This is a genomic window from Azospirillum isscasi (assembly GCF_030849505.1).
GTDB lineage: Bacteria > Pseudomonadota > Alphaproteobacteria > Azospirillales > Azospirillaceae > Azospirillum > Azospirillum isscasi.
In genome coordinates this window covers 28,888-52,027 of record NZ_JAUJFI010000017.1, presented here as the reverse complement: position 1 = coordinate 52,027, position 23,140 = coordinate 28,888, and the positions used below count along the sequence as shown (strand labels likewise).

The window sequence follows — 23,140 nt, the reverse complement described above, 5'->3', positions numbered from 1 at the left end:
AGGCCCCCGCCCCGCAGGCGGCCGCCCCGGCCCCCGCCCCGGCCCCGGCTCCGGCGGCTGCTCCGGTGGCCGCCGCTCCAGCCCCGAAGGCCGCGGGCATCGACGCCAAGGACCTGTCGGACAAGCTCGGCATGCGCTACAAGGCCCAGCCGAACAGCTCCACGCGCAAGACGATCTCCCGTCGTCTGACCGAGGTGCAGCAGACGGTGCCGGACTACTTCCTGGCCATCGACTGCGAGCTGGACGCGCTGCTGAAGGTCCGCGCCGACCTGAACGCCCGCTCCAAGGACTACAAGCTGTCGGTCAACGACTTCATCATCCGCGCCGCCGCGCTGACGCTGAAGAAGTTCCCGAACATCAACGCCGCCTGGTCCGATGAGGCCATCCTGCGTTACGACCATGTGGACATCTCGGTCGCCGTGGCGACCCCGACCGGCCTGATCACGCCCATCGTCAAGAAGGCGGAGACCAAGGGGCTGGCCGAGATCTCCAACGAGATGAAGGGTCTGGCGGAGCGCGCCCGCGATGGCAAGCTGAAGCCGGAAGAGTATCAGGGCGGCACCTTCTCGATCTCCAACCTCGGCATGTACGGCATCCGGGAGTTCGCGGCGATCATCAACCCGCCGCAAGCCTGCATCATGGCGATCGGTGCGGGCGAGCAGCGTCCGGTCGTGAAGAACGGCGCGCTTGCCATCGCCACCGTGATGACCGTCTCGGTCACCGTGGATCACCGCGTCGCCGACGGCGCGCAGGGTGCGGAATTCCTCGCGGCTTTCAAGAAGCTGATCGAGGACCCGCTGAGCATGCTGCTGTAAGGGGGCGCGGACCATGGCTGACATGAACTACGACCTGATCGTCATCGGCGGCGGTCCGGGCGGCTATGTGGCGGCGATCCGCGCCGCCCAGGTCGGCCTCAGCACCGCGGTGGTGGAGCGCGAGAATCTGGGCGGCATCTGCCTCAACTGGGGCTGCATCCCGACCAAGGCGCTGCTGCGCTCCGCCGAGGTGCTGCGCAACGCGAAGCACGCCGCGGATTACGGGCTGGTCATCCAGAACCCGTCCTTCGACCTCGACAAGGTCGTTCAGCGGTCCCGCCGGGTGGCGGGGCAGCTCAACGGCGGCGTCAAGCATCTGCTGAAGAAGAACAAGGTCGCCGTCATAGAGGGCGAGGCCAAGCTGCTGGGCAAGGGGCAGGTGGCCGTGACCAAGGGCGGCGCGGCGGTCGGCACCTTCGGGGCGAAGAACATCATCATCGCCACGGGCGCCCGCGCCCGCACCCTGCCGGGTCTGGAGGACGACGGCAACCTCGTCTGGACCTACCGCAAGGCGATGACCCCGAACACCACGCCGAAGTCGCTGCTGGTCATCGGCTCCGGCGCCATCGGCATCGAGTTCGCCAGCTTCTACAACGAGCTGGGCGCCAAGGTGACGGTGGTCGAGGTGATGGACCGCATCCTGCCGGTCGAGGACGAGGAAATCTCGACCTTCGCCCGCAAGCAGTTCGAAAAGCAGGGCATGCGCATCATCACCAGCGCCAAGGCCGGCAACCTGCGCAAGGGTGCGGACAGCGTGACGGTGGCGGTGGAGGCCAACGGCAAGACCGAGGACATCACGGTCGACCGCGTGATCCTCGCCGTCGGCATCGCGCCGAACACGGAAAATCTGGGCCTGGAGAACACCAAGGTCCAGACCGACCGCGGCCACATCAAGACCAACGCCAACTGCCAGACCGACGAGCCGGGCGTCTACGCCATCGGCGACGTGACGGGGGCTCCCTGGCTCGCCCACAAGGCCAGCCACGAGGGCGTCATCGCCGCGGAGCACATCGCCGGCAAGCACCCGCACGCGCTGGACGTCCGCAACATCCCGGGCTGCACCTACTCGCACCCGCAGGTGGCGTCGGTCGGGCTGACCGAGAAGAAGGCGAAGGAGGCGGGCTACGAGGTCCGCGTCGGCCGCTTCCCCTTCATCGGCAACGGCAAGGCCATCGCTCTGGGCGAGGCGGACGGCATGGTGAAGACCGTGTTCGACGCCAAGACCGGCGAACTGCTGGGCGCCCACATGGTCGGCGCCGAGGTGACGGAGCTGATCCAGGGCTACGCGGTCGCCAAGACCATGGAGACCACCGAGCAGGAACTGATGCAGACGGTGTTCCCGCATCCGACCCTGTCGGAAATGATGCACGAGTCCGTGCTTGATGCCTATGGCCGGGCCATCCACTTCTAAGTGGCCTGTCTGATTGACGGTCGTCTCCTCCCTTGCCCCTCCGGGGCGGGGGAGGGACCCCGCCGCGTCGTCGTTTCGGCGGCGTGGTGTTGGGCTGACCGATAAACAGACTTGACCGGTCGGTCATTCCGGCCTATCCGGCGGGACCGCTTCCGCCGGCCCTGCGCCAAGGCGGGCGCGTTACCGTTCAGAATCGGCGCTGCCGCCGGGCAGCCCGTGGGAGCACTTCAGACCATGACCGTGGCCGATCAGCCCGAGAAGCTTCGCCATCCCGAAAAGGCCCACAAGCCCGACAACCCGATCCAGCGCAAACCCGGCTGGATTCGTGTCAAGGCGCCGACCAGCCAGGAATACAACGAGACCCGCAACCTGATGCGCGGGCTCAAGCTCAACACCGTGTGCGAGGAGGCGGCCTGCCCCAACATCGGGGAGTGCTGGAAGCACAAGCACGCCACCTTCATGATCCTGGGTGCCATCTGCACCCGCGGCTGCGCCTTCTGCAACGTTGGGACCGGACGCCCCGACCAGCTCGACCCGCACGAGCCCGACAATGTGGCGGAGGCGGTGGCCGAGCTGAAGCTGAGCCACGTCGTCGTCACCTCGGTGGACCGCGACGATCTGGAGGACGGCGGGGCGGAGCATTTCGCCCGGACCATCCGCGCCATCCGCGCGGCGTCTCCGACGACCACCATCGAGATCCTGACCCCCGACTTCCAGAAGAAGAAGGGTGCGGTGGAAGTGGTGGTGGAGGCGAAGCCGGACGTCTTCAACCACAATCTGGAAACCGCACCGCGCCTCTACCCGACGATCCGTCCGGGCGCGCGCTATTTCACGTCGCTGCAATTGCTGGCGCGGGTGAAGGAACTGGACCCGTCCATGTTCACCAAGTCCGGAATCATGGTGGGGCTGGGCGAGACCCGCGAGGAAGTCGGGCAGGTGATGGACGACCTGCGCGCCGCCGATGTTGACTTCATGACGATCGGCCAGTACCTCCAGCCGACGCCCAAGCACGCGGCGGTGGACCGGTTCGTGACTCCGGAAGAATTCCAGAGCTACGCAACACTTGGCCGCGGCAAGGGTTTCCTGATGGTGGCCTCGACGCCGCTGACCCGCTCCAGCTACCACGCGGGGGCGGACTTCGCGAAGCTGCGGGAGGCGCGCCTGCGCAAGCTCGCGGCAGCGGCGGGCTGAGAGGCGGCCGAAAGAGAAACGGAGCGGGTATGCCGACGCACGCGGAAAAGAAGGTTCTTCCCTACACGCCGGAACAGATGTACCGGCTGGTCGCCGATGTGGAGAAGTACCCGGAATTCCTGCCCTGGTGCCTCGCCGCCCGCATCCGCCGCCGCGAAGGCAACGTGATGTTCGCGGACCTCGTCATCGGCTTCAAGATGGTGCGGGAACGCTTCACGTCCCGCGTGGAGCTGGACGAGGAGAACCGCCGCATCAACGTCCAGTACACCGAAGGGCCGTTCCAGTATCTGAACAACCACTGGATTTTCGCTCCGCATGAGGGCGGCGTCTGCGTGGATTTCTACGTGGACTTCGAGTTCCGCTCGAAGATGCTGCAGAAGATCATGGGCGTGCTGTTCAACGAGGCGGTGCGCCGCATGGTCCAGGCGTTCGAGACCCGCGCCAACCAGCTCTACGGCAACCGCGCCGCCCAGCCGGCCACGGCACGGACCGCCTGAGGGCGGCGTTCCATCAACGGATGGCGGTTTCGGGCTTGGCGGCCCGCAGCCGCTCCAGCGCGGTCTGCACGGTCGCGAGGCGCACCGCCTCGCGGTCGCCGGGGAAATTGTATTCCTTGTGCTTGGCCGCCCCGCGGCGGACCGCCGTGGCGATGTAGACGCGCCCGACCGGCTTTTCCGGCGTTCCGCCGGCGGGACCGGCGACTCCGGTGACCGCCACCGTCACGTCCGCCTTCGATTTCGCCAGAGCGCCCACGGCCATCGCCACGGCCACCTCCGGGCTGACCGCGCCGTGGGCATAGATCAGGCTGGGCGGCACGCCGAGCATCTCCGACTTGGCGACGTTGGAGTAGGTGACGAAGCCCCGGTCCACCACCCTGGACGACCCCGCGATGTCCGTCAGCGCCCCTGCGATCATGCCGCCCGTGCAGGATTCGGCGGTCGCCACCGTGTAGCCCGCCAGTTCGTATTCGGCGAGGAGCTTGGCGGCGAGTTCGCGGATGTGATCGGGAAACATGCGGGTCCCTTTCGTCGTGCAAAGTTCCCTCTCCCCAGAGGGGAGAGGGCTAAGGATAACTAACCTGGAAGCCGGACCGTCGCCACCGCCTGCGCGGCGATGCCCTCGCCTCGTCCGGTGAAGCCCAGCCGCTCCGTCGTCGTCGCCTTCACACTGACCCGGTCCGCGTCCATGCCCAGAATCTCGGCAAGGCGGGCGGTCATCGCCGCGCGGTGCGGGCCGACCTTCGGGCGTTCGCAGATGATCGTCACGTCCACATGGGCGATTCGCCCGCCGCGCGCCGTCACCAGCTCCGCCGCGTGGCGGAGGAACAGCGCGCTGTCGGCGCCACGCCATTGCGGGTCGCTGGGAGGGAAGTGGCTGCCGATGTCCCCGGCGCAGAGCGCGCCCAGGATGGCGTCGGTCAGGGCGTGCAGCCCGACGTCGGCGTCGGAATGGCCGTCCAGCCGGTGCGTGTGCGGCACCCGCACACCGCAGAGCGTGACGTGGTCGCCCTCGGCGAAGCGGTGCACGTCGAAGCCCATGCCGGTGCGCACGTCGGAAAGGGCGGAGTCGAGCACGCGGGCGGCGCGGGTCAGGTCGTCGGGGGTGGTCACCTTGAAATTCTCCTCCCGTGCGGGCACCAGGGCGACCGGCAGGCCGGCGCGTTCGGCAACCGCCGCGTCGTCGGTCAGCTCCAGCCCGGCGGCGGAGCGGTGAGCGGCCAGGATCTCGGGAAAGCGGAAGCCCTGCGGGGTCTGGGCGCGCCACAGGCCGCTGCGGTCCACGGTGCCGGTCACCAGCCCGCCGTCCGGCCCGCCACCCATCCCACCGTCGCCGCGCTTCAGCGTGTCGGCGACCGGCACCGCGGCCAGCGCCGCGGGATGACGGTCCAGCGCCGCGATGACCGCGTCGATGGTGGCGTCGTCGATCAGCGGACGCGCCGCGTCGTGGATCAGCACCCGGTCCGGCGCCGAGTCGGCCAAAGCCTCCAGCCCGTTGCGGACCGAATCCTGGCGGGAGGCCCCGCCGGCCACCGGTTCGGGCAGGTCCAGCCCGGCGACCGCCGCATCGTAGAGATCGCGGAAGGCGGGATTGATGACGACGCGCACCGCGCTCACCCCGGGGTGGCGCTTGAAGGCTTCGACCGTGCGGCGCAGCACGGGCTGGCCGGCCAGATCGAGATACTGCTTGGGCCGCTCGGCGCCGAACCGCTGGCCGGTGCCGGCGGCGACGATCAGCGCGATACAGGAAGACATGGGACGTTTCCGTGCCGTTTGGGCTATGGTATCCGCGCTTGACGGGCCGCCCGCGTGACGCTTACGTCATGGAGCGGCCGGATGCACCGGAGCCTAGCCGCTCACCGGCGTTCCGCCAAGGGCCTCAGAGACTTGAGCAGCGAAGACTTGATCATCAGCGACTTTGGGTTTCCGCAGAGGGAAGGGCACGGGTCCGCCGCATGTCGCAGAACATCGTCTACAGCCTGACCGCGCTGATGGCGCTGCTGCCGGCGTCCATCTATCCCTACCGCCGGATCGCGGGGCAGGGGGCGGACGGGCGGTCCGTCTATTTCTGGGGCGCCCTGGCGCTTGGCTTCGCCGGTCCGGCGGCCTGGGCGCTGACCCAGGTGGCGGGACGCTGGCACACCGGCCTGTCCACCGCGCTGTGGGTGACCATCGCCGCCTGCATGCTGCTGTTCATGGGGCTGAGCGCGCTCACCCGCTCGGCCTGGAGGCTGTCGCCGCTGCTTCTGCCCTACCTGCTGGCGGTCGGCACCTTCGCGACGCTCGCCCAGCAGGCCCCGGCGCCGGTCCTGCGCGGCGGAGCGCCGGGCATCTGGATCGACCTGCACATCGCCGTGTCGGTCGTCACCTACGCGCTGCTGACCATGGCCGCCGTGGCGTCGCTCGCCGCCTTCCTGCAGGAACGGGCGCTGAAGTCGAAACGCCCGACTCCGCTGACCCGCTTCCTGCCCCCGGTGGCGGAAAGCGAGCGGATGCAGCTTCACCTGCTCGCCGCGTCGGAGGCGGTGCTGGGCGCCGGCCTCGCCACGGGAATGGCGGTGCTCTATTACGAAAACGGCGTCCTGCTGCGCGCCGACCACAAGACGCTGCTGTCGGTCGCCAGCTTTGTCGTCATCGGCGGGTTGCTGCTGGCCCACGCCCGCACCGGCGTGCGCGGGCGCATGGCGGCGCGTCTCGTGCTGATCGCCTATCTGCTGCTGACGCTCGCCTATCCGGGCGTGAAGTTCGTCACCGACGTCCTGCTCGGCTAGCCCCGGCGCATGGCAGCCACCGCGCGGAACACGGGTTGTGCGCTTGCAACATGCCGAAACGCTGTGCTACCGTGCACAAATTCTCATCATATAGCTGATATGCCCATCATGTGGGCAGGTGAACATGGCCATCCAAATCGGCACCATCGCGCTTGAGGGTCCGGTGATCCTCGCCCCTATGTCCGGAGTCACCGACCTGCCGTTCCGGCGGCTGGTGAAGAAATCGGGCTGCGGGCTGGTCGTGTCCGAGATGGTCGCGAGCCAGGCGATGATCCGCGAGAACCGGCAGACCCTGCGCATGGTCGAATGCGAGCCGGAGCAGTTCCCCATGGCGGTCCAACTCGCCGGCTGCGAGCCGGAGGTGATGGCGGAGGCCGCGAAGCTGAACGAGGACCGCGGGGCGGCCATCGTCGACATCAATTTCGGCTGCCCGGTCAAGAAGGTGGTCAACGGCCACGCCGGCTCCTCCCTGATGCGGGACGAGGCGCTCGCCGCCCGTATCCTGGAGGCCACGGTGAAGGCCGTCTCCATCCCCGTGACGCTGAAGATGCGCAAGGGCTGGGACGAGACCAGCCTGAACGCGCCGCGGCTGGCCCGCATCGCGGAGGAGTGCGGGATCAAGCTGGTCACCGTGCATGGCCGCACCCGCGAGCAATTCTACAACGGCACCGCCGACTGGGCCTTCATCCGCTCCGTGAAGGACGCGGTGTCGATCCCGGTGGTGGTCAACGGCGACATCGCCAGCTTCGACGACGTGGACCGCGCGCTCAGCGAATCCGGCGCCGACGGGGTGATGATCGGGCGCGGCAGCTATGGGCGCCCCTGGTTTCCCGCCCAGGTGATGCATTATCTGCGCACCGGCGAACGGCTGCCCGATCCGCCGCTCCACGAGCAGCTCGACACGCTGCTGGAGCATTACGACGCCATGCTGTCCCATTACGGCGTCGAGGGCGGGCTGCGCGTCGCCCGCAAGCATGTCTCCTGGTACTCCTCGGGCCTGCGCGGCTCCGCCGAATTCCGGTCGGAGGTCAACCGCATGTCCGATCCCGAACGAGTGCGCGGCTTCATCCGCGACTTCTACGCCCCGGCGATCGAAAGGATGGCTGCCTGATGGCCCGTACATCCGCTGCTGCTCCGTTGCCCCGCCGCCCGTCGCGGCCTCCTGCACCGTCCTCCTCCTATCGCCCCGTCCGCAGCTGCATCGACCCGTCCGTGGTGCTGAACGCCCTGCCGGACCCGGTGATGGTGGTGGATGGCGGCGGCCTGATCCGCTACGTGAATCTGGAGGGGCAGGAATTCTTCGGCCTGTCCGCCGCGATGATGGAAGGCATGCCGCTGGCCGACCTGCTGCCGCCCAACAGCCCGGTCAGCCAGTTGATCGAGCAGGTGCAGCAGGGCCGGAACCGCGCGTCCCAGGAAGGCGTCGTCATCGACACGCCGCGCATCGGTCCGCACCACGTCACCGTGCGGGTCACCGCGCTTGGCGAGCCCGCCGACCATGTGCTGGTCACGGTCAACGAACGCACGCTGGCCCGCAAGATCGACAACTCGCTGACCCACCGCAACGCCGCCCGCTCGGTCACCGCGATGGCGTCGATGCTGGGGCACGAGGTGAAGAACCCGCTGTCGGGCATCCGCGGCGCCGCCCAGCTCCTGGAAGAGAATTGCAGCGAGTCCGACCGGGTGCTGACCCGGCTGATCTGCGACGAGGCCGACCGCATCGTCGCCCTGGTCAACCGGATGGAGGTCTTCTCCGACCAGCGCCCGCTGGAGCGCAGCGCGGTGAACATCCACACCGTTCTGGAGCATGTCCGCAAGGTCGCCCAGAGCGGCTTCGCCCGGAACATCCGCTTCATCGAGCGGTACGACCCGTCCCTGCCGCCGGTCTATGGGAATCGCGACCAGCTCATTCAGATTTTCCTCAACCTGATTAAAAATGCGGCAGAGGCTGCCTCCGTTCCGGGCGGCGAGATCATCCTCAGCACATCTTATCAGCACGGGGTGCGCATGGCCCTGCCGGGCGGCGACACCCGCCTGCACCTGCCCTTGCTGGTGTCCGTTCAGGATAATGGGGACGGCATACCCGACGATCTGCGGTCCAACCTGTTCGATGCGTTCGTCACGACGAAGGTCAACGGAACTGGCCTTGGTCTTGCATTGGTAGCGAAAATTGTCGGCGACCACGGCGGCGTCATCGAGTTTGACAGCCAGCCGCGCCGCACCGTCTTCAAGGTCTCGCTACCCATGTTCGATGAAGCGCAGATGAGCGGCGATCCTGCACCGGCCAGAGTCATCCGAGGGACCGTCGGATGAGTGCGGCCACGATCCTGGTTGCGGACGACGACCGCGCCATCCGCACCGTGCTGACCCAGGCGCTCGCCCGCCTCGGCCATGAGGTGCGCACCACCGGCAATGCCTCCACGCTCTGGCGCTGGGTGGCGGACGGGCAGGGCGACCTCATCATCACCGACGTGGTGATGCCGGACGAGAACGGCCTGGACCTGATCCCACGGATCAAGAAGATCCGGCCCGACCTGCGCATCATCGTGATGAGCGCGCAGAACACGCTGATCACCGCCGTGAAGGCGGCGGAGCGCGGCGCCTTCGAGTATCTGCCGAAGCCCTTCGACCTGAAGGAGCTGGTGTCGGTGGTCGAGCGGGCGCTGAACTCCAACACCCCGCCGGCGGCGCTTCCCGCCGACGCCGGGGAGGCGGACGAGCAGCTTCCCCTGATCGGCCGCTCGCCGGCCATGCAGGAGATCTACCGCGTCCTTGCCCGTTTGATGGGCACCGACCTGACGGTGACCATCACCGGCGAGTCGGGCACCGGCAAGGAGCTGGTGGCCCGCGCGCTGCACGATTACGGCAAGCGGCGCAACGGCCCCTTCGTCGCCATCAACATGGCGGCCATCCCGCGCGAACTGATCGAGTCCGAGCTGTTCGGCCACGAGAAGGGGGCCTTCACCGGCGCCACCAACCGCTCCACCGGCCGGTTCGAGCAGGCGCAGGGCGGCACCCTGTTCCTCGACGAGATCGGCGACATGCCGCTGGAGGCGCAGACGCGCCTGCTGCGCGTGCTCCAGGAGGGCGAGTACACCACCGTCGGCGGGCGTACGCCCATCAAGACGGACGTACGCATCGTCGCCGCGACCCACCGCGACCTGCGCACGCTGATCCGCCAGGGCCTGTTCCGCGAGGATCTGTTCTACCGCCTGTGCGTCGTTCCCATCCGCCTGCCGCCGCTGCGCGAGCGTACGGAGGACGTGCCGCTTCTGGTCCGCCACTTCCTGAACCAGTGCTCGGCCCAAGGGCTGCCGGTGAAGAGCATCGACCAGCCCGCCATGGACCGGCTGAAGCGCTACCGCTGGCCCGGCAACGTGCGCGAACTGGAGAATCTCGTCCGCCGCCTCGCCGCGCTCTATTCGCAGGAGGTCATCGGCCTGGACGTGGTGGAGGCGGAGCTTGCCGACGCCACCCCCGCCGCCCAGCCGGTGGAAGAGCCACAGGGCGAAGGGCTGTCCGCCGCCGTGGAACGGCACCTGAAGGACTATTTCGCCGCGCACAAGGACGGCATGCCGTCCAACGGCCTGTACGACCGGGTGTTGCGCGAGGTGGAACGGCCACTGATCTCGCTCAGCCTCTCGGCGACGCGGGGCAACCAGATCAAGGCGGCGCAGCTTCTCGGCCTCAACCGCAACACGCTGCGCAAGAAGATCCGCGATCTCGACATCCAGGTGGTGCGCGGGCTGAAATGATCCGGCGCCGGGCGGTCCGGCCCGGCGTCACCGAATTCCCACAGAGGCCGAATTCCCACAGAGTGCCCATTTTGCGACAGGATGGCCGCGCCTCTGCCGTTCGCGATGGGCCATAGGGCCTGTTCGAAAGGCAGAGGGGTTGCCGCTTGGCAGGGCGGCAACAGCTCGTGTATCATTCTGGCAACAGACTGGTTGCCGGATTGATGTCGCCCACACCCCCCGAGACCGCAACGCCGCTTTGGCAGCAGTTCCTTCGCTGGGCAGCCCGTGTCGGGCTGGCGAAGCGGCTCGCCTTCGCGCTGTCGCTGGCGGCGCTGGTGGCGGGCTTCGCGACCTACACGGCGCTGACGGAAAGCGCACCCTTCGGGGAGACCAACCCGCGCACCGTAACGTTGCTGCTGACGCTCGATCTGGCGCTTCTCCTGCTGCTCGGCGTGCTGATCGCGCGGCGCATCGTCTATCTGTGGATCGGGCGGCGGCGCGGCCTCGCCGGGTCGCAGATGCATGTGCGGCTGGTGGCGGTGTTCAGCCTGCTCGCCATCGCCCCGGCCATCATCATGGCCATCTTCTCCACGGTCTTCTTCTACGTCGGCGTGCAGTCCTGGTTCAGCGAACGGGTGCGCACCGCGGTGAACGAGTCCCTGGCGGTCGCCAGTGCCTATCTGCACGAGCACCAGCAGAACATCCGCGCCGACGCGCTCGCCATGGCGAACGACCTGAACCAGGAAGCCGCAAGGCTCGCCAGCGATCCGGAACGGTTCGAGCAGGTGGTCGCCACCCAGGCCATGCTGCGCGCCCTGTCGGAGGCCATCGTCTTCAACGGGACGACCGGCGCCATCGTCGCGCGCTCCGGCTACACCTTTGCGCTGGAGTTCGACCCGATCCCCGACGACAAGCTCGCCACCGCCCGCCGCGGCGAGGTGGCGATGATCGTCAGCGAGAACGACGACCGGGTGCGCGCCCTGGTCCGGCTGGACCGCTTCGCCGACACCTATCTCTATGTCGGGCGCATGGTGGAGCCGCGCGTGCTGTCGCACATGGCCTCGGCGGAAGGGGCGGTGCGAGAGTTCGGCGCGCTGGAAAGCCAGCGCGGCAGCCTTCAGATCACCTTCACCCTGATCTTCCTCGTCGTGGCGCTGCTGCTGCTGCTGGCCGCGGTGTGGGCGGGCCTGATCTTCGCGACGCGGCTGGCGCGGCCCATCAGCGCCCTGATCGGTGCGGCGGAGCGGGTGCGCGCCGGCGATCTGACCGTCCGCGTGACCGAGCCGCCGGGCGAGGACGAGCTGGGCCTGTTGTCGCGCGCCTTCAACCGCATGACGACGGAGATCGAAAGCCAGCGGCACGAGCTTCTGTCCGCCAACCGCCTGATCGACGAGCGCCGCCGCTTCACGGAAACGGTGCTGGGCGGCGTCTCGGCGGGCGTGATCGGCCTGGACGCGGAAGGACGGATCACCCTGCCCAACTTCTCCGCGGCGCGGCTGCTCGGCGTCGAGGACGCGGAAAGCATGATCGGGGTGAAGCTGGCCGACCTGTCGCCGGAGATGGGTGAGCTTCTGGTCCACGCGCCGGGCCGTCCGGGCCGGGTGGTGCAGGACCAGATCCAGATCCGCCGCCCCGGCACGACGCCGCTGACGCTCCTGGTCCGCATCTCCACCGAAGGGCGCGGCAGCGGAGAGATCCGCGGCTATGTCGTGACCTTCGACGACATCACGGAGCTGGTCTCCGCCCAGCGCAAGGCGGCGTGGGCCGATGTGGCCCGGCGCATCGCCCACGAGATCAAGAATCCGCTGACGCCGATCCAGCTTTCCGCCGAACGGCTGCGCCGCAAATACCTGAAGGAGATCACCAGCGACACCGAGGTCTTCACCATGTGCACGGACACCATCGTCCGGCAGGTGGACGACATCCGGCGCATGGTGGACGAATTTTCGGCCTTCGCACGCATGCCGCAGCCGGTGATGAAGCCCTGCAACCTCAACGATCTCGTCCGTCAGGCGGTGTTCCTGCAATCCAGCGCGCACGCCGGAACGATCAAGTTCGAGATGGAGCTTCCCCAAGGGCCGCTGACCGTGCCCTGCGACAGCCGCCAGATCAGCCAGGCGCTGACCAACCTGCTGCAGAACGCGGCGGACGCCATCGAAGGGCGCCCGCCTGCTGCGGACGGCGCGGAGCTGCCGCCGGGCCACGTCTCCATCCGGATCAAGGCCGACGCCGAGCGCATCGCCATGATCGTGGAGGACAACGGCAAGGGCCTGCCGACCGAGGAGCGGGACCGGCTGACCGAACCCTATGTGACGACGCGCGCCAAGGGCACGGGGCTGGGGCTCGCCATCGTCAAGAAGATCATGGAGGACCACGGCGGCGTGCTGACCCTGGAGGATCGCGAGGGCGGCGGGGCGCGCGTCGGTCTGGTCATCCCCAACACGTCCACCCTCGCCGGCATCAACGCGGGCGACGCCTCCGGCGGCGTTGGCACGCCGGCGGAGACCGGTGAAGAGAAGAGGCAGGCAGCCCATGGCGCATGACATTCTGATCGTCGACGACGAAGCGGACATCCGGATGCTGATCGCCGGCATCCTGAACGATGAAGGTATGAAGACGCGCGAGGCCGCCGATGCCGACCAGGCGTTCGCCCAGGTCGCCGCGCGCCGGCCCAGCCTCGTCGTCCTCGACATCTGGCTCCAGGGCAGCCGTCTGGACGGGCTTCAGATCCTCGAACAGCTCATGCGCGATCACCGGAACCTGCCGGTCATCATGATCTCGGGCCACGGCAACATCGAAACCGCCGTATCGGCGATCAAGATCGGCGCCTACGACTTCATCGAGAAGCCCTTCAAGGCCGACCGGCTGCTGCTGATGGTGGATCGCGCCATCGAGGCGGCCCGGCTGAAGCGCGAGAACGAGGAGCTGAAGCTGCGGGCCGGCGGCGAGGTCGAGCTGATCGGCCGCTCCACCGCCGTCAACCACGTCCGCCAGAGCATCGAGAAGGTGGCGCCCACCGGCAGCCGCGTCCTCATCACCGGCCCCGCCGGCTCCGGGAAGGAGGTGGTCGCCCGCCTGATCCACGCGCGGTCGCGCCGCAACGGCGGCCCCTTCGTCGGGCTGAACTGCGCCACCATGCGCCCCGACCGGCTGGAGATGGAACTGTTCGGGACCGAAGCCGGGGTGGACGGCGGCGGGCGCAAGATCGGCACCTTCGAGCAGGCGCACGGCGGCACGCTGCTGCTGGACGAGGTGGCCGACATGCCGCTGGAAACCCAGGGCAAGATCGTCCGCGCCCTGCAGGAGCAGGTATTCGAGCGCGTCGGCGGCGGCCAGCGGGTCGAGGTGGACGTGCGCGTCGTCGCCACCTCCAACCGCGACCTTCAGGCGGAGATCGAGCAGGGGCGCTTCCGCCAGGACCTGTTCTACCGGCTGGCCGTCGTGCCAATCCGCGTGCCGTCGCTGGCCGAACGGCGGGAGGACATCCCGTTCCTGGCCCGCCACTTCATGCAGCGTTCCGCCGAAGCCGCCGGCCTGCCGGCGCGCGAGTTCGGGGAGGACGCCATGGCCGCCCTCCAGGCTTACGACTGGCCGGGCAACGTGCGCCAGCTCCGCAACGTGGTGGACTGGCTGCTCATCATGGCCCAGGGTGACCCGAAGGAGGCGATCCGCGCCGACCAGCTTCCGCCGGAGATCGGCGCCATCACCCCGACCGTCCTGAAATGGGACAAGGGCGGCGAGATCATGGGCCTGCCGCTCCGCGAGGCCCGCGAGGTGTTCGAGCGCGAGTATCTGCTGGCCCAGGTGACCCGCTTCGGCGGCAACATCTCCCGCACCGCCTCCTTCGTGGGGATGGAGCGCTCCGCCCTGCACCGCAAGCTGAAGTCGCTCGGCGTGCACGGCAACGAGAAGGGCAAGCTGTTCGTGGAGTGAGGACCTGTTAACCCTCTCCTCTCCGGGGAGAGGGTGGCCCGCAGGGCCTCTCGCGCTGGCTGAAAGCCCGCGCTGACGGCGGCAGGCGGATGCCATTGGCATCTCCAACACGCACAACCCCCTCAACCCTAACCCTCTCCCCAGAGGGGAGGGGGAATTCAATTAGGGAAGGGTAGGACGACCGTGAAGGTCATCGTTTGCGGAGCCGGGCAGGTCGGCTCGAACATCGCGCGCTATCTGGCGTCCGAAGGCAACAACGTCACCGTGATCGACCATTCGCCGGAACTCATCCAGCGGATCAGCGACACGCTCGACGTGCAGGCCATGGTCGGCCACGCCTCCCACCCCGACGTGCTGGAGGCGGCGGGGGCGGGCGAGACCGACATGATCATCGCGGTCACCCAGATCGACGAGATCAACATGGTCGCCTGCGAGGTCGCGCACGCCCTGTTCAAGGTGCCGACCAAGATCGCCCGCGTGCGCAACCAGAGCTATCTGAAGCCGATCTGGGCGGACCTGTTCAGCCGCGACCACATGCCGATCGACGTCATCATCTCGCCGGAAATCGCGGTGGCGCGGGCCATCGCCCGCCGGCTCCAGGTGCCGGGCGCCTTCGACATGATCCCGCTGGCCGACGGCAAGGTCCGGGTGGTCGGCGTGCTGTGCACGGAAAGCTGCCCGGTGCTGCACACGCCGCTGCGCCAGTTGACCGGCCTGTTCCCCGACCTGGGGCTGGAGGTGGTGGCGATCATCCGCAACGACCGCTCCTTCATCCCCGGCGGCGACGACCAGATGCTGCCGGGCGACGAGGTCTATTTCGTTTGCGACAACCGCCATCTCGGCCGCGCCATGGCCGCCTTCGGCCATGAGGAGGTGGAGGCCCGCCGCATCATCATCCTGGGCGGCGGCAACATCGGTCTTTGCCTAGCGGAGGAACTGGAGGCGAAATATCCCCACGTCACCGCCCGCATCATCGAGATGAACCGCACCCGCGCCCAATATGTGGCCCAGCGCCTGTCGCGCACCATGGTGTTGCACGGCGACGGGCTGGACCCGGAGATCCTGGAGGAGGCAAACGTCCGGGCCACCGAGACGGTGGTCGCGGTGACCAACGACGACGAGGGCAACATCCTGTCCTCGCTGCTTGCCAAGCGGCATGGGGCCAAGCGCGCCATCACGCTGATCAACAAGGCGTCCTACACGTCGCTGGTGTCGCCGCTGGGAATCGACGCGGTGGTCAGCCCGCGCGCCATCACCGTCTCCAACATCCTCCAGCACGTCCGGCGGGGCCGCATCCGCGCGGTGCACAGCCTGCGCGACGGCTTCGCCGAGGTGATCGAGGCGGAGGCGCTGGAAACCTCCGCGGTGGTGAACACGCCGCTGCGGGAGGTGAACCTGCCGTCGGGCGTCATCGTCGGGGCCATCGTCCGCGGCGACGAGGTCATCATCCCGCGCCCCGCCACGGTGATCCGCCCGAAGGACCGCGTCATCATCCTCGCCACCGCCGGTCAGGTGAAGAAGGTTGAGAAGATGTTCGCCGTCCGGCTTGAATTTTTCTGATCGTCTCCCGTATCGTTTTGGCTACCAACCAAAAGAACATCCATGGCTCGATGGGCATACGTCAACGGCCGCTACCTGCCGCACCGGCAGGCCGTGGTCCATGTGGAAGACCGGGGCTTTCAGTTCGCCGACGGCGTCTATGAGGTGGTCACCCTCCTCGACGGGCGCTTCGCGGACCTGGACGGCCATATGGAACGGCTGGGCCGCAGCCTGACGGAGCTGCGCATGGGCTGGCCGGCGGACCCGCGCGTCGTCACCATGATCGCGCGCGAACTGGTGCGGCGAAACCGCGTGGTCAACGGCTCGCTCTACATCCAGGTCACCCGCGGCGTGGCCCCGCGTGACTTCAAGTTCCCCGCGGACACCCCGCCGACCCTGGTGATTACCGTCAAGCGCGTCGCGGCCTTCGCCAAGCCGGCACAGCTTGAGAAAGGCGTGGCCGTCGTCACGGTGCCCGACATCCGCTGGGGCCGGCGCGACATCAAGACGGTGGGTCTGCTGGCCCCGGTGCTGGCGAAGCAGCAGGCCGCCGAGTCGGGCGCCTACGAGGCGTGGCTGATCGACCCGGACGGCACGGTCACGGAGGGCTCCTCCTCCAACGCCTGGATCGTCACCCGGGACGGCACGCTGGTCACCCGTGAACCGTCGGAGAAGATCCTGAACGGCATCACCCGCCTGTCGCTGCTGCGGCTGGCCCGCGAGCGCGGCATCCCGGTGGAGGAGCGCAGCTTCACCGTGGAGGATGCGCTCGCCGCCCGCGAGGCGTTCCTGTCCTCCGCCGGCACCTTCGCGCTGCCGGTGACCCGCATCGACGGCAAGCCGGTGGGCGAGGGCGGGCCGGGGCCGGTTACCATGGCGCTGCGGCAAGCCTATCTCGACTATGTGGCCGGGAGGGCGTCGCGATGAGCGATCCTGCCGCCGTCATCGACCGTCTGCCCGTGCTGCCGCGCGCCGTCCTGTACGACTGGGACAACACGCTGGTGGACAATTGGGGCACCGTGCGCGCCGCGCTGAACCACGCGTTGGTCACCTTCGGCCATCCGGCCTGGAGCGAAGAGGAGGCCCGAACGCGCATCAAGCAGTCGCTCCGCGACAGCTTCCCCCGCATCTTCGGGGAGCGCTGGACCGACGCCCGCGACCTGTTCTACGCCTATTTCGAGGCGCATCACCTGGAGCATCTGCAACCCCTGCCGGGGGCCGAATCCCTGCTGCGCGGCTTTGCCGAGCGCGGGATCTACCAGGCGGTGGTCTCGAACAAGACGGGCCGCTTCCTGCGGGCGGAGGCCGACGCGCTGGGCTGGACCGGTTACTTCGGGCGTCTGGTGGGCGCCCAGGACGCGGAGTTCGACAAGCCGCACGGCGCGCCGGTGCGGATGGCCCTGGAACCGGCGAACATGGCCCCCGGGCCGGACGTCTGGTTCGTCGGGGACGCCGACATCGACATGGAATGTGCCCATGGCGCGGGAATGGTCCCGGTGCTAATAGGGGCAGGCGAGGGGAGCGGCTTCAACCGGTTCCCTCCGGCCCACCGGTACGACACGTGCCACGCATTGTGCGGCTTGGTGGGCGGCGGTGGTGACACCATATCGGATGACCAGTAGTCGAGACGGTTGCAACCAACCATGACCTTATCGCTGCAGGGGGCGGGCTTCCAACAAGAAGCCCCAAAAAACACTGAAGAAGGGGGCGACATAAATGTCTGAAAAAAGCCAGAACGTGCAGGACGTGTTTCTCAATCACGTCCGCAAGAACAAGACTCCCGTGACCGTGTTCCTCGTGAACGGTGTAAAACTTCAGGGAATTATCACCTGGTTCGACAACTTCTCGGTCCTGCTGCGGCGCGACGCGCATTCGCAGCTCGTCTACAAGCACGCCATCTCCACCGTGATGCCCGCGCATCCGATCCAACTTTTCGAGCCGCCCAAGGAAGGTGAAAACGTCTGATCTTCCGACCAATGGCAATAGCCGGGCGCCCGACGCCTCCGGCCGCGCCATCGTGGTCCACCCCGTCCTCCGCAATGAGGCGGACGGGGTCCTGCGCCATCCCGAATCCTGCCTGGACGAGGCGGTGGGCCTTGCCCGCGCCATCGATCTGGAGGTCGTGCACGCCGAATGCGCGCGGGTCAACCGCCCGCAGCCTTCGATCCTGCTGGGGTCGGGGACGGTGGAGCATTTCGCCCAGCTCGTGGAGGAGACGGAGGCGTCCCTCGTCATCCTCGACCACGCCCTGTCGCCGGTGCAGCAGCGCAACCTGGAAAAGGCGCTGAAGGTCAAGGTCATCGACCGCACCGGCCTGATCCTGGAGATCTTCGGTGCCCGCGCCCGCACGCGCGAAGGCATGCTCCAGGTCGAGCTGGCCGCCCTGACCTACCAGAAATCGCGCCTCGTCCGCTCCTGGACCCACCTGGAACGCCAGCGCGGCGGCTTCGGCTTCCTCGGCGGTCCCGGCGAGTCCCAGCTTGAGATGGACCGCCGGCTGATCGGCGACCGCATCGTCAAGATCAAGAAGGAGCTGGAAGACGTCCGCCGCACCCGCGGCCTGCACCGCAAGGCGCGCGCCAAGGTGCCCTATCCGGTGGTCGCGCTGGTCGGCTACACCAACGCCGGCAAGTCCACCCTGTTCAACCGGCTGGCCAACGCCGACGTCTTCGCCAAGGACCTGCTGTTCGCCACGCTGGACCCGACGATGCGTCAGGTGACCCTGCCCTCCGGGCGTAAGGTGATCCTGTCGGACACGGTGGGCTTCATTTCCGACCTGCCGCACGGCCTCGTCGCCGCCTTCCGCGCCACGCTGGAGGAGGTGGACGCCGCCGACATCATCCTGCATGTCCGCGACGTCGCCCATCAGGACAGCGACGCCCAGAAGGCCGACGTGCACGAGGTCATGCGCGACATGGGCATCGACCCGGATGCCGACGACCGCGTGATCGAGGTGCTGAACAAGATCGACGCGCTGGACGGGGAGACCCGCGACGCGCTCCTGGCCCAGACGGCCCGCAACCCGCGTGCCGTTGCCGTTTCCGCCCTGTCGGGGGCGGGGATCGGCGAGCTGGACCGGCTGCTCGACCAGCGGATGAACGCCCACCGCCATGTGGTGGACCTGTCCGTCGAGCTGGGCGACGGGGCGGCGCTCGCCTGGCTCTATGCCAAAGGCGAGGTGCTGGACCGGCGGGACGACGAGGCCCGGGCCCACCTCCAGGTGGCCATCGACCCGGCCGATCTGGCCCGCTTCGAGAAGCGGTTCGTAAACGTTTGATCTTTGGCCATAATGGCGTCGGGCGCGTCATAACTCGTTCGTACACGTGCGGCGACATGACGCGCCCGATTTCAGACCCGGCCTACCACGTCCGAGGTGTAGCCTTTTCCCAACGCGCTCCCGATATCTGAGACGGGGGACCGATGGGTATCCCCGGGAGGAGGCCCGCCTATGCGTTTGCAGACCGATCCAACACACTTTTCGATCACCGCCTTCCTGGCCGATCAGGTGACCCTGGTCGCCCGTCAGGAGCAGTTGTCGCCCGGTGCCGCGGTGCTGCGCATCCAGGAGTTGTCACGCGACCCCGCCGGTCGCGCCCGCCTTCTGGAGATCATCAGCGACGCCTGGCGCAGAGAAACCAACCCCACCGAAAGCAGCAAAATTGCCGCCCTGCGGTCAGAATTGGCCGCCTGGGCGCTGCACGCCACCCCCAGCGACAGCCTGCCGCGCTCCTGATGCGCGTGGGGCTGCCGGGACAAGGAATTGTCCGTGGCTATAAAGCGGGCAGGGCGCCATAATGGGTGTTCGGCCCGCTTCTTCTCTTCTCCGGATTCCCTTGCGCGTTCTGGCTCTACTTCTGCCCCTGGGTCTTCTGTCCTTCGCGGGCGCGGCGGTCGCCGCCGAGCCGGTGCTGCCGCCGGGATTCGTGGAGGAGCCGCGCGTCGCTCCGGAAGACCCCTTGCCGCCGGAACCGGCTGAGTTCCCGCCGGCCCCCTTCAGCCCGCTGGTCGTGGCGCCGGACCCGAGGGAGCTGCTGAAAGCCTGCAAGGAAGCCAGCTTCACCGACTGCTTCCGCTTTTGGCGCCCCCCCCCGCCCCCGCCGAAGGAGGAAACCCGGGAGGCGCGCGACGTGCCGCAGTCCCCGCCAGACCCGAACGCGCCGCGCAAGCCGCCGGAGCCCGGCCCGTTGACCGGCACGCCGCCCGCCCCGAACCCGGCGGCGGATCAGGCCACCTATGACGCACTGGTCAAGGCATTGAAAGACAGCGGTTTGGACGGCAAAGTCATGCTTCCGGAACCGCCGAAGGACGGCGGAACCGTTCTGAGGCTCGACCCCCGATCCAACAAAGCGGCACCCAAACCGTGACAGATTTTCCGATTCCTGCCCTGATTCCCGACGTCGACCGCGTCTCCGCGATCATCCGCGAGGTCGCGGAGAGCGAGATCCTGCCCTATTTCCGCGATCTGGCGAACGCCGGCATCCGCGAGAAGACCGGACCGGCGGATCTCGTGACCCTGGCGGACGAAGCCGGCGAGCGCGCCCTGACGCCGCGCCTGCTGGACCTGCTTCCTGGCAGCACGGTGGTGGGGGAGGAGGCGGTGTCCGCCGACGCGTCCCTGCTCGACCGCATCCATGGCGACGCGCCGGTCTGGATCATCGACCCCATCGACGGCACCTTGAACTTTGCGAACGGGCGCCCGCTGTTCGCGGTGATCGTGGCCCTGGCCTGCCGCGGCGAGACGGTGGCCGGCTGGATTTACGATCCCTGCGACGGGCGGACCGCGACGGCGGTGAAAGGGCAGGGCGCCTACCTGAACGGCACCCGCGTGACGGTCGCCCCGGCGGTGCCCCTGCCGGAAATGACCGGGGCGCTGTCCACGCGATTCTGTGCCGAGGATCTGGGGCGCCGGTTGGACGAGCGTGGCCGGTCGCTCGGCCCGCGGGTCTGCCTTGCCAGCGCGGCGCAGGAGTATCTGCGCCTGTTGGAGGGCAAAGCCCATTTCTCGCTCTATCACCGGCTGATGCCGTGGGATCACGCGGCGGGCGTCCTGCTGCACGCGGAGGCCGGCGGCTACAGCGCGCTGTTCGACGGCTCGCCCTATCGTCCGACCGTCCTGAACGGTGGGGTGATGCTGACCCCCGACCGTGCGAGTTGGGAGGCGCTGCACCGGCATCTGTTCGGTTAAGGCGGGGACGCACCGGACTACCGCACACGTCCCCGGCGGGGACCGGATTGGGAGGGAACTCCGCCGGCACGGCGGCCTTATAGTGCCAGGATGCCGGAAACGGCCGCCGTGAGCCTTGCGGAGCGTCCGATCATGAAGGCCATTGCCCTGAAGCGCGTGCTGCTGGCGGCATCACTGCTGGTGCCCGCGGCTTGCGCGGACAGGACCGCCGACTGCACGCCCACCGGGCAGCGCGAAGCTTCGGCAGGGGCGGCCCGGTGCGCTGCCGATGCCGCGGCGCGGGAGGTCGCGCTGGACCACAAGCTGGACGCCGGCCCGGTCCTGAGCGTGGCGCCCCCGCAACGCCGCAAGGCGCGGCCTGCGGTGCACGCGCAGCCGGAAAGCCCGGAAAGCATGGAGTCCCTGGCGAGTGGATTGCCGGGGGAAAGCTACTGAGGGCAGGGAATTTCCCACTGCGGCATCAGGGCAAAAACCTCCCAGCCCAGGTATTCACGCGTGCAGGCGGCGCAGCGTTCAGGTTTCGAGGTCAGTTCGGCCCGAACATCTTTCGCAAGAAGGGACGGATTGGTGCCCTCCTCCCTTCCCGTCGATCTTATTTTCCATAATACCACTTATATGATTTTTGTGGATTGTCCGCGGCATGCCTCCTTTCCTCCACCGGCCGGGTCGGTTAAGGTCCCCCTCCCTGATCCGTTCCGCTGCCGAGAGTCTCACATGGCCCGCAACATCGACCGCCTGATCGACGTCATGGCCCGCCTGCGCGACCCCAACGGCGGATGCCCGTGGGATCTGGAGCAGACCTACGCCACCATCGCGCCGCACACGATCGAGGAAGCCTACGAGGTGGCCGACGCCATCGAGAAAGGCGACATGCCGGCGCTGCGCGAGGAGTTGGGCGACCTGCTCTTCCAGGTCGTCTACTACAGCCAGATGGCCCGCGAGGAGAAGCTGTTCGACTTCGATGAGGTCGCGGGCGTGATCGCCGACAAGATGATCCGCCGGCACCCGCACGTCTTCGGCGCCGACGAGGTGAACAGCGCCGATCTGCAGATCTCGCGCTGGGAGGATCACAAGGCCGCCGAACGCGCCGCCAAGGCCGCCGAGGAAGGCCGCGCCCCGTCCGCCCTGGAAGGCGTGATCGCCGGCCTGCCCGCCCTCACCCGCGCGCTGAAGCTCCAGAACCGGGCCGCCCGCGTCGGATTCGACTGGACCGATGCGCGGGACATCCTGGACAAGATCGAGGAGGAGGTCCGCGAACTCCGGCACGAGATGGACAGCGGCTCCGCTCCGGAGCGTGTGGCCGACGAGTTGGGCGACCTTCTCTTCGCGCTCGTCAACCTCGCCCGCCGCCTGAAAGTGGAGCCGGAATCGGCCCTGCGCGGCACCAACGCCAAGTTCGAGCGCCGCTTTCACCGCATCGAAGACCTCCTGGCCGGCCAGGGACGCACTCCCAAAGAGGCGACGCTGGACGAGATGGAAGCCTTCTGGCAGCAGGCCAAGCGCGAGGAACGCGGGGTGTCCTGAGCCTCCCTCACGTTGCGGCGCTGGTCTCCAGCAAGGCCAGAAGGCCAGCCAGCAGGTCCACCGGGCGCGGCGGGCAGCCGGGGATGCGCAGATCCACCGGCAACACCTCCTCCACAGGCCCGACGCAGGCATAACCACCTGTGAACAGCCCGCCGCCGACGGCGCAATCGCCGCAGGCCACCACCCATTTCGGATCGGGCGTGGCGTCCCAGGTGCGGACGAGCGCCTCGCGCATGTTGTGGGCGACCGGACCGGTGACCAGCAGAACGTCGGCGTGACGCGGCGAGGCGACGAAACGGATGCCGAAGCGCTCCAGATCGTAGATGGGGTTGTTCAGGGCATGGATTTCCAGCTCGCACCCGTTGCAGGAGCCGGCATCGACCTCGCGGATCGACAGGCTGCGCCCCAGCCGGGCCTTCGCGGCCTTGTCCAGCTTCCCGGCCAGTTCGGCCAGGGCCGGGTCGGCGGGCGCCGGGGCCGGTTCGGTGACCGGGCCGCCGGTCAGGGAGGTCAGGATATGCTTCAGCACCGGCGGCC

23 protein-coding genes are annotated in these 23,140 nt (G+C 68.2%); 20 read left to right on the top strand and 3 right to left on the bottom strand.

Annotation, left to right across the window (positions count from 1 at the left end):
* The 4 genes from QSG27_RS06025 to QSG27_RS06010 form a co-directional block, all read left to right on the top strand.
* The coding region (locus QSG27_RS06025; RefSeq protein WP_306704225.1) for a 2-oxo acid dehydrogenase subunit E2 at nucleotides 1-815 on the top strand (815 nt) is incomplete at its 5' end.
* 13 nt (nucleotides 816-828) lie between these two features.
* Complete coding sequence (gene lpdA, locus QSG27_RS06020; RefSeq protein WP_306704224.1) at nucleotides 829-2,226, top strand: dihydrolipoyl dehydrogenase; 1,398 nt, start codon at nucleotides 829-831, stop codon at nucleotides 2,224-2,226.
* 234 nt (nucleotides 2,227-2,460) lie between these two features.
* A complete protein-coding gene (gene lipA, locus QSG27_RS06015; protein ID WP_306704223.1) occupies nucleotides 2,461-3,417 on the top strand; it encodes a lipoyl synthase in 957 nt (318 codons plus the stop codon).
* Nucleotides 3,418-3,446: 29 nt separating this feature from the next.
* A complete protein-coding gene (locus QSG27_RS06010) occupies nucleotides 3,447-3,914 on the top strand; it encodes a type II toxin-antitoxin system RatA family toxin (protein WP_306704222.1) in 468 nt (155 codons plus the stop codon).
* A gap of 13 nt (nucleotides 3,915-3,927) precedes the next feature.
* On the opposite strand, the gene QSG27_RS06005 is transcribed toward QSG27_RS06010, so the two are convergent.
* Entirely contained in the window at nucleotides 3,928-4,431 is a 504-nt protein-coding gene (locus QSG27_RS06005; RefSeq protein ID WP_306704221.1) for a CinA family protein, read from the bottom strand.
* Between the two features lie 59 nt (nucleotides 4,432-4,490).
* Nucleotides 4,491-5,669: a bifunctional 2-C-methyl-D-erythritol 4-phosphate cytidylyltransferase/2-C-methyl-D-erythritol 2,4-cyclodiphosphate synthase gene (locus QSG27_RS06000; protein WP_306704220.1), complete on the bottom strand. Its 1,179-nt coding sequence runs from the start codon at nucleotides 5,667-5,669 to the stop codon at nucleotides 4,491-4,493.
* Nucleotides 5,670-5,869: 200 nt separating this feature from the next.
* Here QSG27_RS06000 and QSG27_RS05995 point away from each other — a divergent pair, with 200 nt between their 5' ends.
* The 16 genes from QSG27_RS05995 (at nucleotide 5,870) to mazG (ending at nucleotide 22,603) form a co-directional block, all read left to right on the top strand.
* A complete protein-coding gene (locus tag QSG27_RS05995) occupies nucleotides 5,870-6,685 on the top strand; it encodes a cytochrome C assembly family protein (protein WP_306704219.1) in 816 nt (271 codons plus the stop codon).
* A 124-nt stretch (nucleotides 6,686-6,809) separates the two neighbouring features.
* Nucleotides 6,810-7,796, top strand: a complete 987-nt coding sequence (dusB, locus tag QSG27_RS05990; protein WP_306704218.1) for a tRNA dihydrouridine synthase DusB — start codon at nucleotides 6,810-6,812, stop codon at nucleotides 7,794-7,796.
* Nucleotides 7,796-8,998, top strand: a complete 1,203-nt coding sequence (locus tag QSG27_RS05985) for a two-component system sensor histidine kinase NtrB (protein ID WP_306704217.1) — start codon at nucleotides 7,796-7,798, stop codon at nucleotides 8,996-8,998. Before dusB ends, QSG27_RS05985 begins: the two co-directional genes overlap by 1 nt.
* A complete protein-coding gene (ntrC, locus tag QSG27_RS05980; protein WP_306704216.1) occupies nucleotides 8,995-10,440 on the top strand; it encodes a nitrogen regulation protein NR(I) in 1,446 nt (481 codons plus the stop codon). The genes QSG27_RS05985 and ntrC overlap by 4 nt, the downstream gene beginning before the upstream one ends.
* 203 nt (nucleotides 10,441-10,643) lie before the next feature.
* Nucleotides 10,644-12,965 carry a sensor histidine kinase NtrY-like gene (locus QSG27_RS05975; protein ID WP_306704215.1) on the top strand — a complete coding sequence of 774 codons (2,322 nt, stop codon included), beginning with the start codon at nucleotides 10,644-10,646 and terminating at the stop codon, nucleotides 12,963-12,965.
* On the top strand, nucleotides 12,955-14,355 hold the full coding sequence (gene ntrX / locus QSG27_RS05970) for a nitrogen assimilation response regulator NtrX (protein ID WP_306704214.1): 1,401 nt from the start codon (nucleotides 12,955-12,957) through the stop codon (nucleotides 14,353-14,355). The genes QSG27_RS05975 and ntrX overlap by 11 nt, the downstream gene beginning before the upstream one ends.
* A gap of 183 nt (nucleotides 14,356-14,538) precedes the next feature.
* On the top strand, nucleotides 14,539-15,915 hold the full coding sequence (trkA, locus tag QSG27_RS05965; protein ID WP_306704213.1) for a Trk system potassium transporter TrkA: 1,377 nt from the start codon (nucleotides 14,539-14,541) through the stop codon (nucleotides 15,913-15,915).
* Between the two features lie 42 nt (nucleotides 15,916-15,957).
* A complete protein-coding gene (locus QSG27_RS05960) occupies nucleotides 15,958-16,821 on the top strand; it encodes a D-amino-acid transaminase (RefSeq protein ID WP_306704212.1) in 864 nt (287 codons plus the stop codon).
* Nucleotides 16,818-17,516 carry an HAD family hydrolase gene (locus tag QSG27_RS05955; protein ID WP_306704211.1) on the top strand — a complete coding sequence of 233 codons (699 nt, stop codon included), beginning with the start codon at nucleotides 16,818-16,820 and terminating at the stop codon, nucleotides 17,514-17,516. Before QSG27_RS05960 ends, QSG27_RS05955 begins: the two co-directional genes overlap by 4 nt.
* A gap of 94 nt (nucleotides 17,517-17,610) precedes the next feature.
* Nucleotides 17,611-17,859 (top strand): RNA chaperone Hfq, encoded by a 249-nt coding sequence (gene hfq / locus QSG27_RS05950; RefSeq protein ID WP_035675971.1) that lies wholly within the window; start codon nucleotides 17,611-17,613, stop codon nucleotides 17,857-17,859.
* A 52-nt stretch (nucleotides 17,860-17,911) separates the two neighbouring features.
* Nucleotides 17,912-19,171, top strand: coding sequence for a GTPase HflX (gene hflX, locus QSG27_RS05945; protein ID WP_306704210.1), 1,260 nt, complete (start codon nucleotides 17,912-17,914; stop codon nucleotides 19,169-19,171).
* 171 nt (nucleotides 19,172-19,342) lie between these two features.
* A complete protein-coding gene (locus QSG27_RS05940; RefSeq protein ID WP_306704209.1) occupies nucleotides 19,343-19,627 on the top strand; it encodes a hypothetical protein in 285 nt (94 codons plus the stop codon).
* A gap of 100 nt (nucleotides 19,628-19,727) precedes the next feature.
* Nucleotides 19,728-20,258, top strand: coding sequence for a hypothetical protein (locus QSG27_RS05935; RefSeq protein ID WP_306704208.1), 531 nt, complete (start codon nucleotides 19,728-19,730; stop codon nucleotides 20,256-20,258).
* Nucleotides 20,255-21,079: an inositol monophosphatase family protein gene (locus QSG27_RS05930; RefSeq protein ID WP_306704207.1), complete on the top strand. Its 825-nt coding sequence runs from the start codon at nucleotides 20,255-20,257 to the stop codon at nucleotides 21,077-21,079. The genes QSG27_RS05935 and QSG27_RS05930 overlap by 4 nt, the downstream gene beginning before the upstream one ends.
* A gap of 132 nt (nucleotides 21,080-21,211) precedes the next feature.
* On the top strand, nucleotides 21,212-21,514 hold the full coding sequence (locus QSG27_RS05925) for a hypothetical protein (RefSeq protein ID WP_306704206.1): 303 nt from the start codon (nucleotides 21,212-21,214) through the stop codon (nucleotides 21,512-21,514).
* Between the two features lie 279 nt (nucleotides 21,515-21,793).
* Nucleotides 21,794-22,603 carry a nucleoside triphosphate pyrophosphohydrolase gene (mazG, locus tag QSG27_RS05920; RefSeq protein ID WP_306704205.1) on the top strand — a complete coding sequence of 270 codons (810 nt, stop codon included), beginning with the start codon at nucleotides 21,794-21,796 and terminating at the stop codon, nucleotides 22,601-22,603.
* Nucleotides 22,604-22,610: 7 nt separating this feature from the next.
* Here the strand turns inward: mazG and QSG27_RS05915 are convergent, their stop codons facing one another.
* Complete coding sequence (locus tag QSG27_RS05915; protein WP_306704204.1) at nucleotides 22,611-23,132, bottom strand: NADH-quinone oxidoreductase subunit B family protein; 522 nt, start codon at nucleotides 23,130-23,132, stop codon at nucleotides 22,611-22,613.
* Nucleotides 23,133-23,140: the final 8 nt, after the last annotated feature.

What these genes read in the sequence shown, in the direction of transcription:
- QSG27_RS05940 (WP_306704209.1), top strand. Translation starts at nt 19,343, where the DNA reads ATGCGTTTGCAGACCGATCCAACACACTTTTCGATCACCGCCTTCCTG.
- QSG27_RS05955 (WP_306704211.1), top strand. Translation starts at nt 16,818, where the DNA reads ATGAGCGATCCTGCCGCCGTCATCGACCGTCTGCCCGTGCTGCCGCGC.
- QSG27_RS05925 (WP_306704206.1), top strand. Translation starts at nt 21,212, where the DNA reads ATGAAGGCCATTGCCCTGAAGCGCGTGCTGCTGGCGGCATCACTGCTG.
- QSG27_RS05975 (WP_306704215.1), top strand. Translation starts at nt 10,644, where the DNA reads ATGTCGCCCACACCCCCCGAGACCGCAACGCCGCTTTGGCAGCAGTTC.
- mazG (WP_306704205.1), top strand. Translation starts at nt 21,794, where the DNA reads ATGGCCCGCAACATCGACCGCCTGATCGACGTCATGGCCCGCCTGCGC.
- QSG27_RS05995 (WP_306704219.1), top strand. Translation starts at nt 5,870, where the DNA reads ATGTCGCAGAACATCGTCTACAGCCTGACCGCGCTGATGGCGCTGCTG.
- QSG27_RS06000 (WP_306704220.1), bottom strand. Translation starts at nt 5,669, where the DNA reads ATGTCTTCCTGTATCGCGCTGATCGTCGCCGCCGGCACCGGCCAGCGG.
- lpdA (WP_306704224.1), top strand. Translation starts at nt 829, where the DNA reads ATGGCTGACATGAACTACGACCTGATCGTCATCGGCGGCGGTCCGGGC.
- QSG27_RS06010 (WP_306704222.1), top strand. Translation starts at nt 3,447, where the DNA reads ATGCCGACGCACGCGGAAAAGAAGGTTCTTCCCTACACGCCGGAACAG.
- QSG27_RS06005 (WP_306704221.1), bottom strand. Translation starts at nt 4,431, where the DNA reads ATGTTTCCCGATCACATCCGCGAACTCGCCGCCAAGCTCCTCGCCGAA.
- ntrC (WP_306704216.1), top strand. Translation starts at nt 8,995, where the DNA reads ATGAGTGCGGCCACGATCCTGGTTGCGGACGACGACCGCGCCATCCGC.
- QSG27_RS05985 (WP_306704217.1), top strand. Translation starts at nt 7,796, where the DNA reads ATGGCCCGTACATCCGCTGCTGCTCCGTTGCCCCGCCGCCCGTCGCGG.
- lipA (WP_306704223.1), top strand. Translation starts at nt 2,461, where the DNA reads ATGACCGTGGCCGATCAGCCCGAGAAGCTTCGCCATCCCGAAAAGGCC.
- dusB (WP_306704218.1), top strand. Translation starts at nt 6,810, where the DNA reads ATGGCCATCCAAATCGGCACCATCGCGCTTGAGGGTCCGGTGATCCTC.
- hfq (WP_035675971.1), top strand. Translation starts at nt 17,611, where the DNA reads ATGTCTGAAAAAAGCCAGAACGTGCAGGACGTGTTTCTCAATCACGTC.
- QSG27_RS05960 (WP_306704212.1), top strand. Translation starts at nt 15,958, where the DNA reads ATGGCTCGATGGGCATACGTCAACGGCCGCTACCTGCCGCACCGGCAG.
- ntrX (WP_306704214.1), top strand. Translation starts at nt 12,955, where the DNA reads ATGGCGCATGACATTCTGATCGTCGACGACGAAGCGGACATCCGGATG.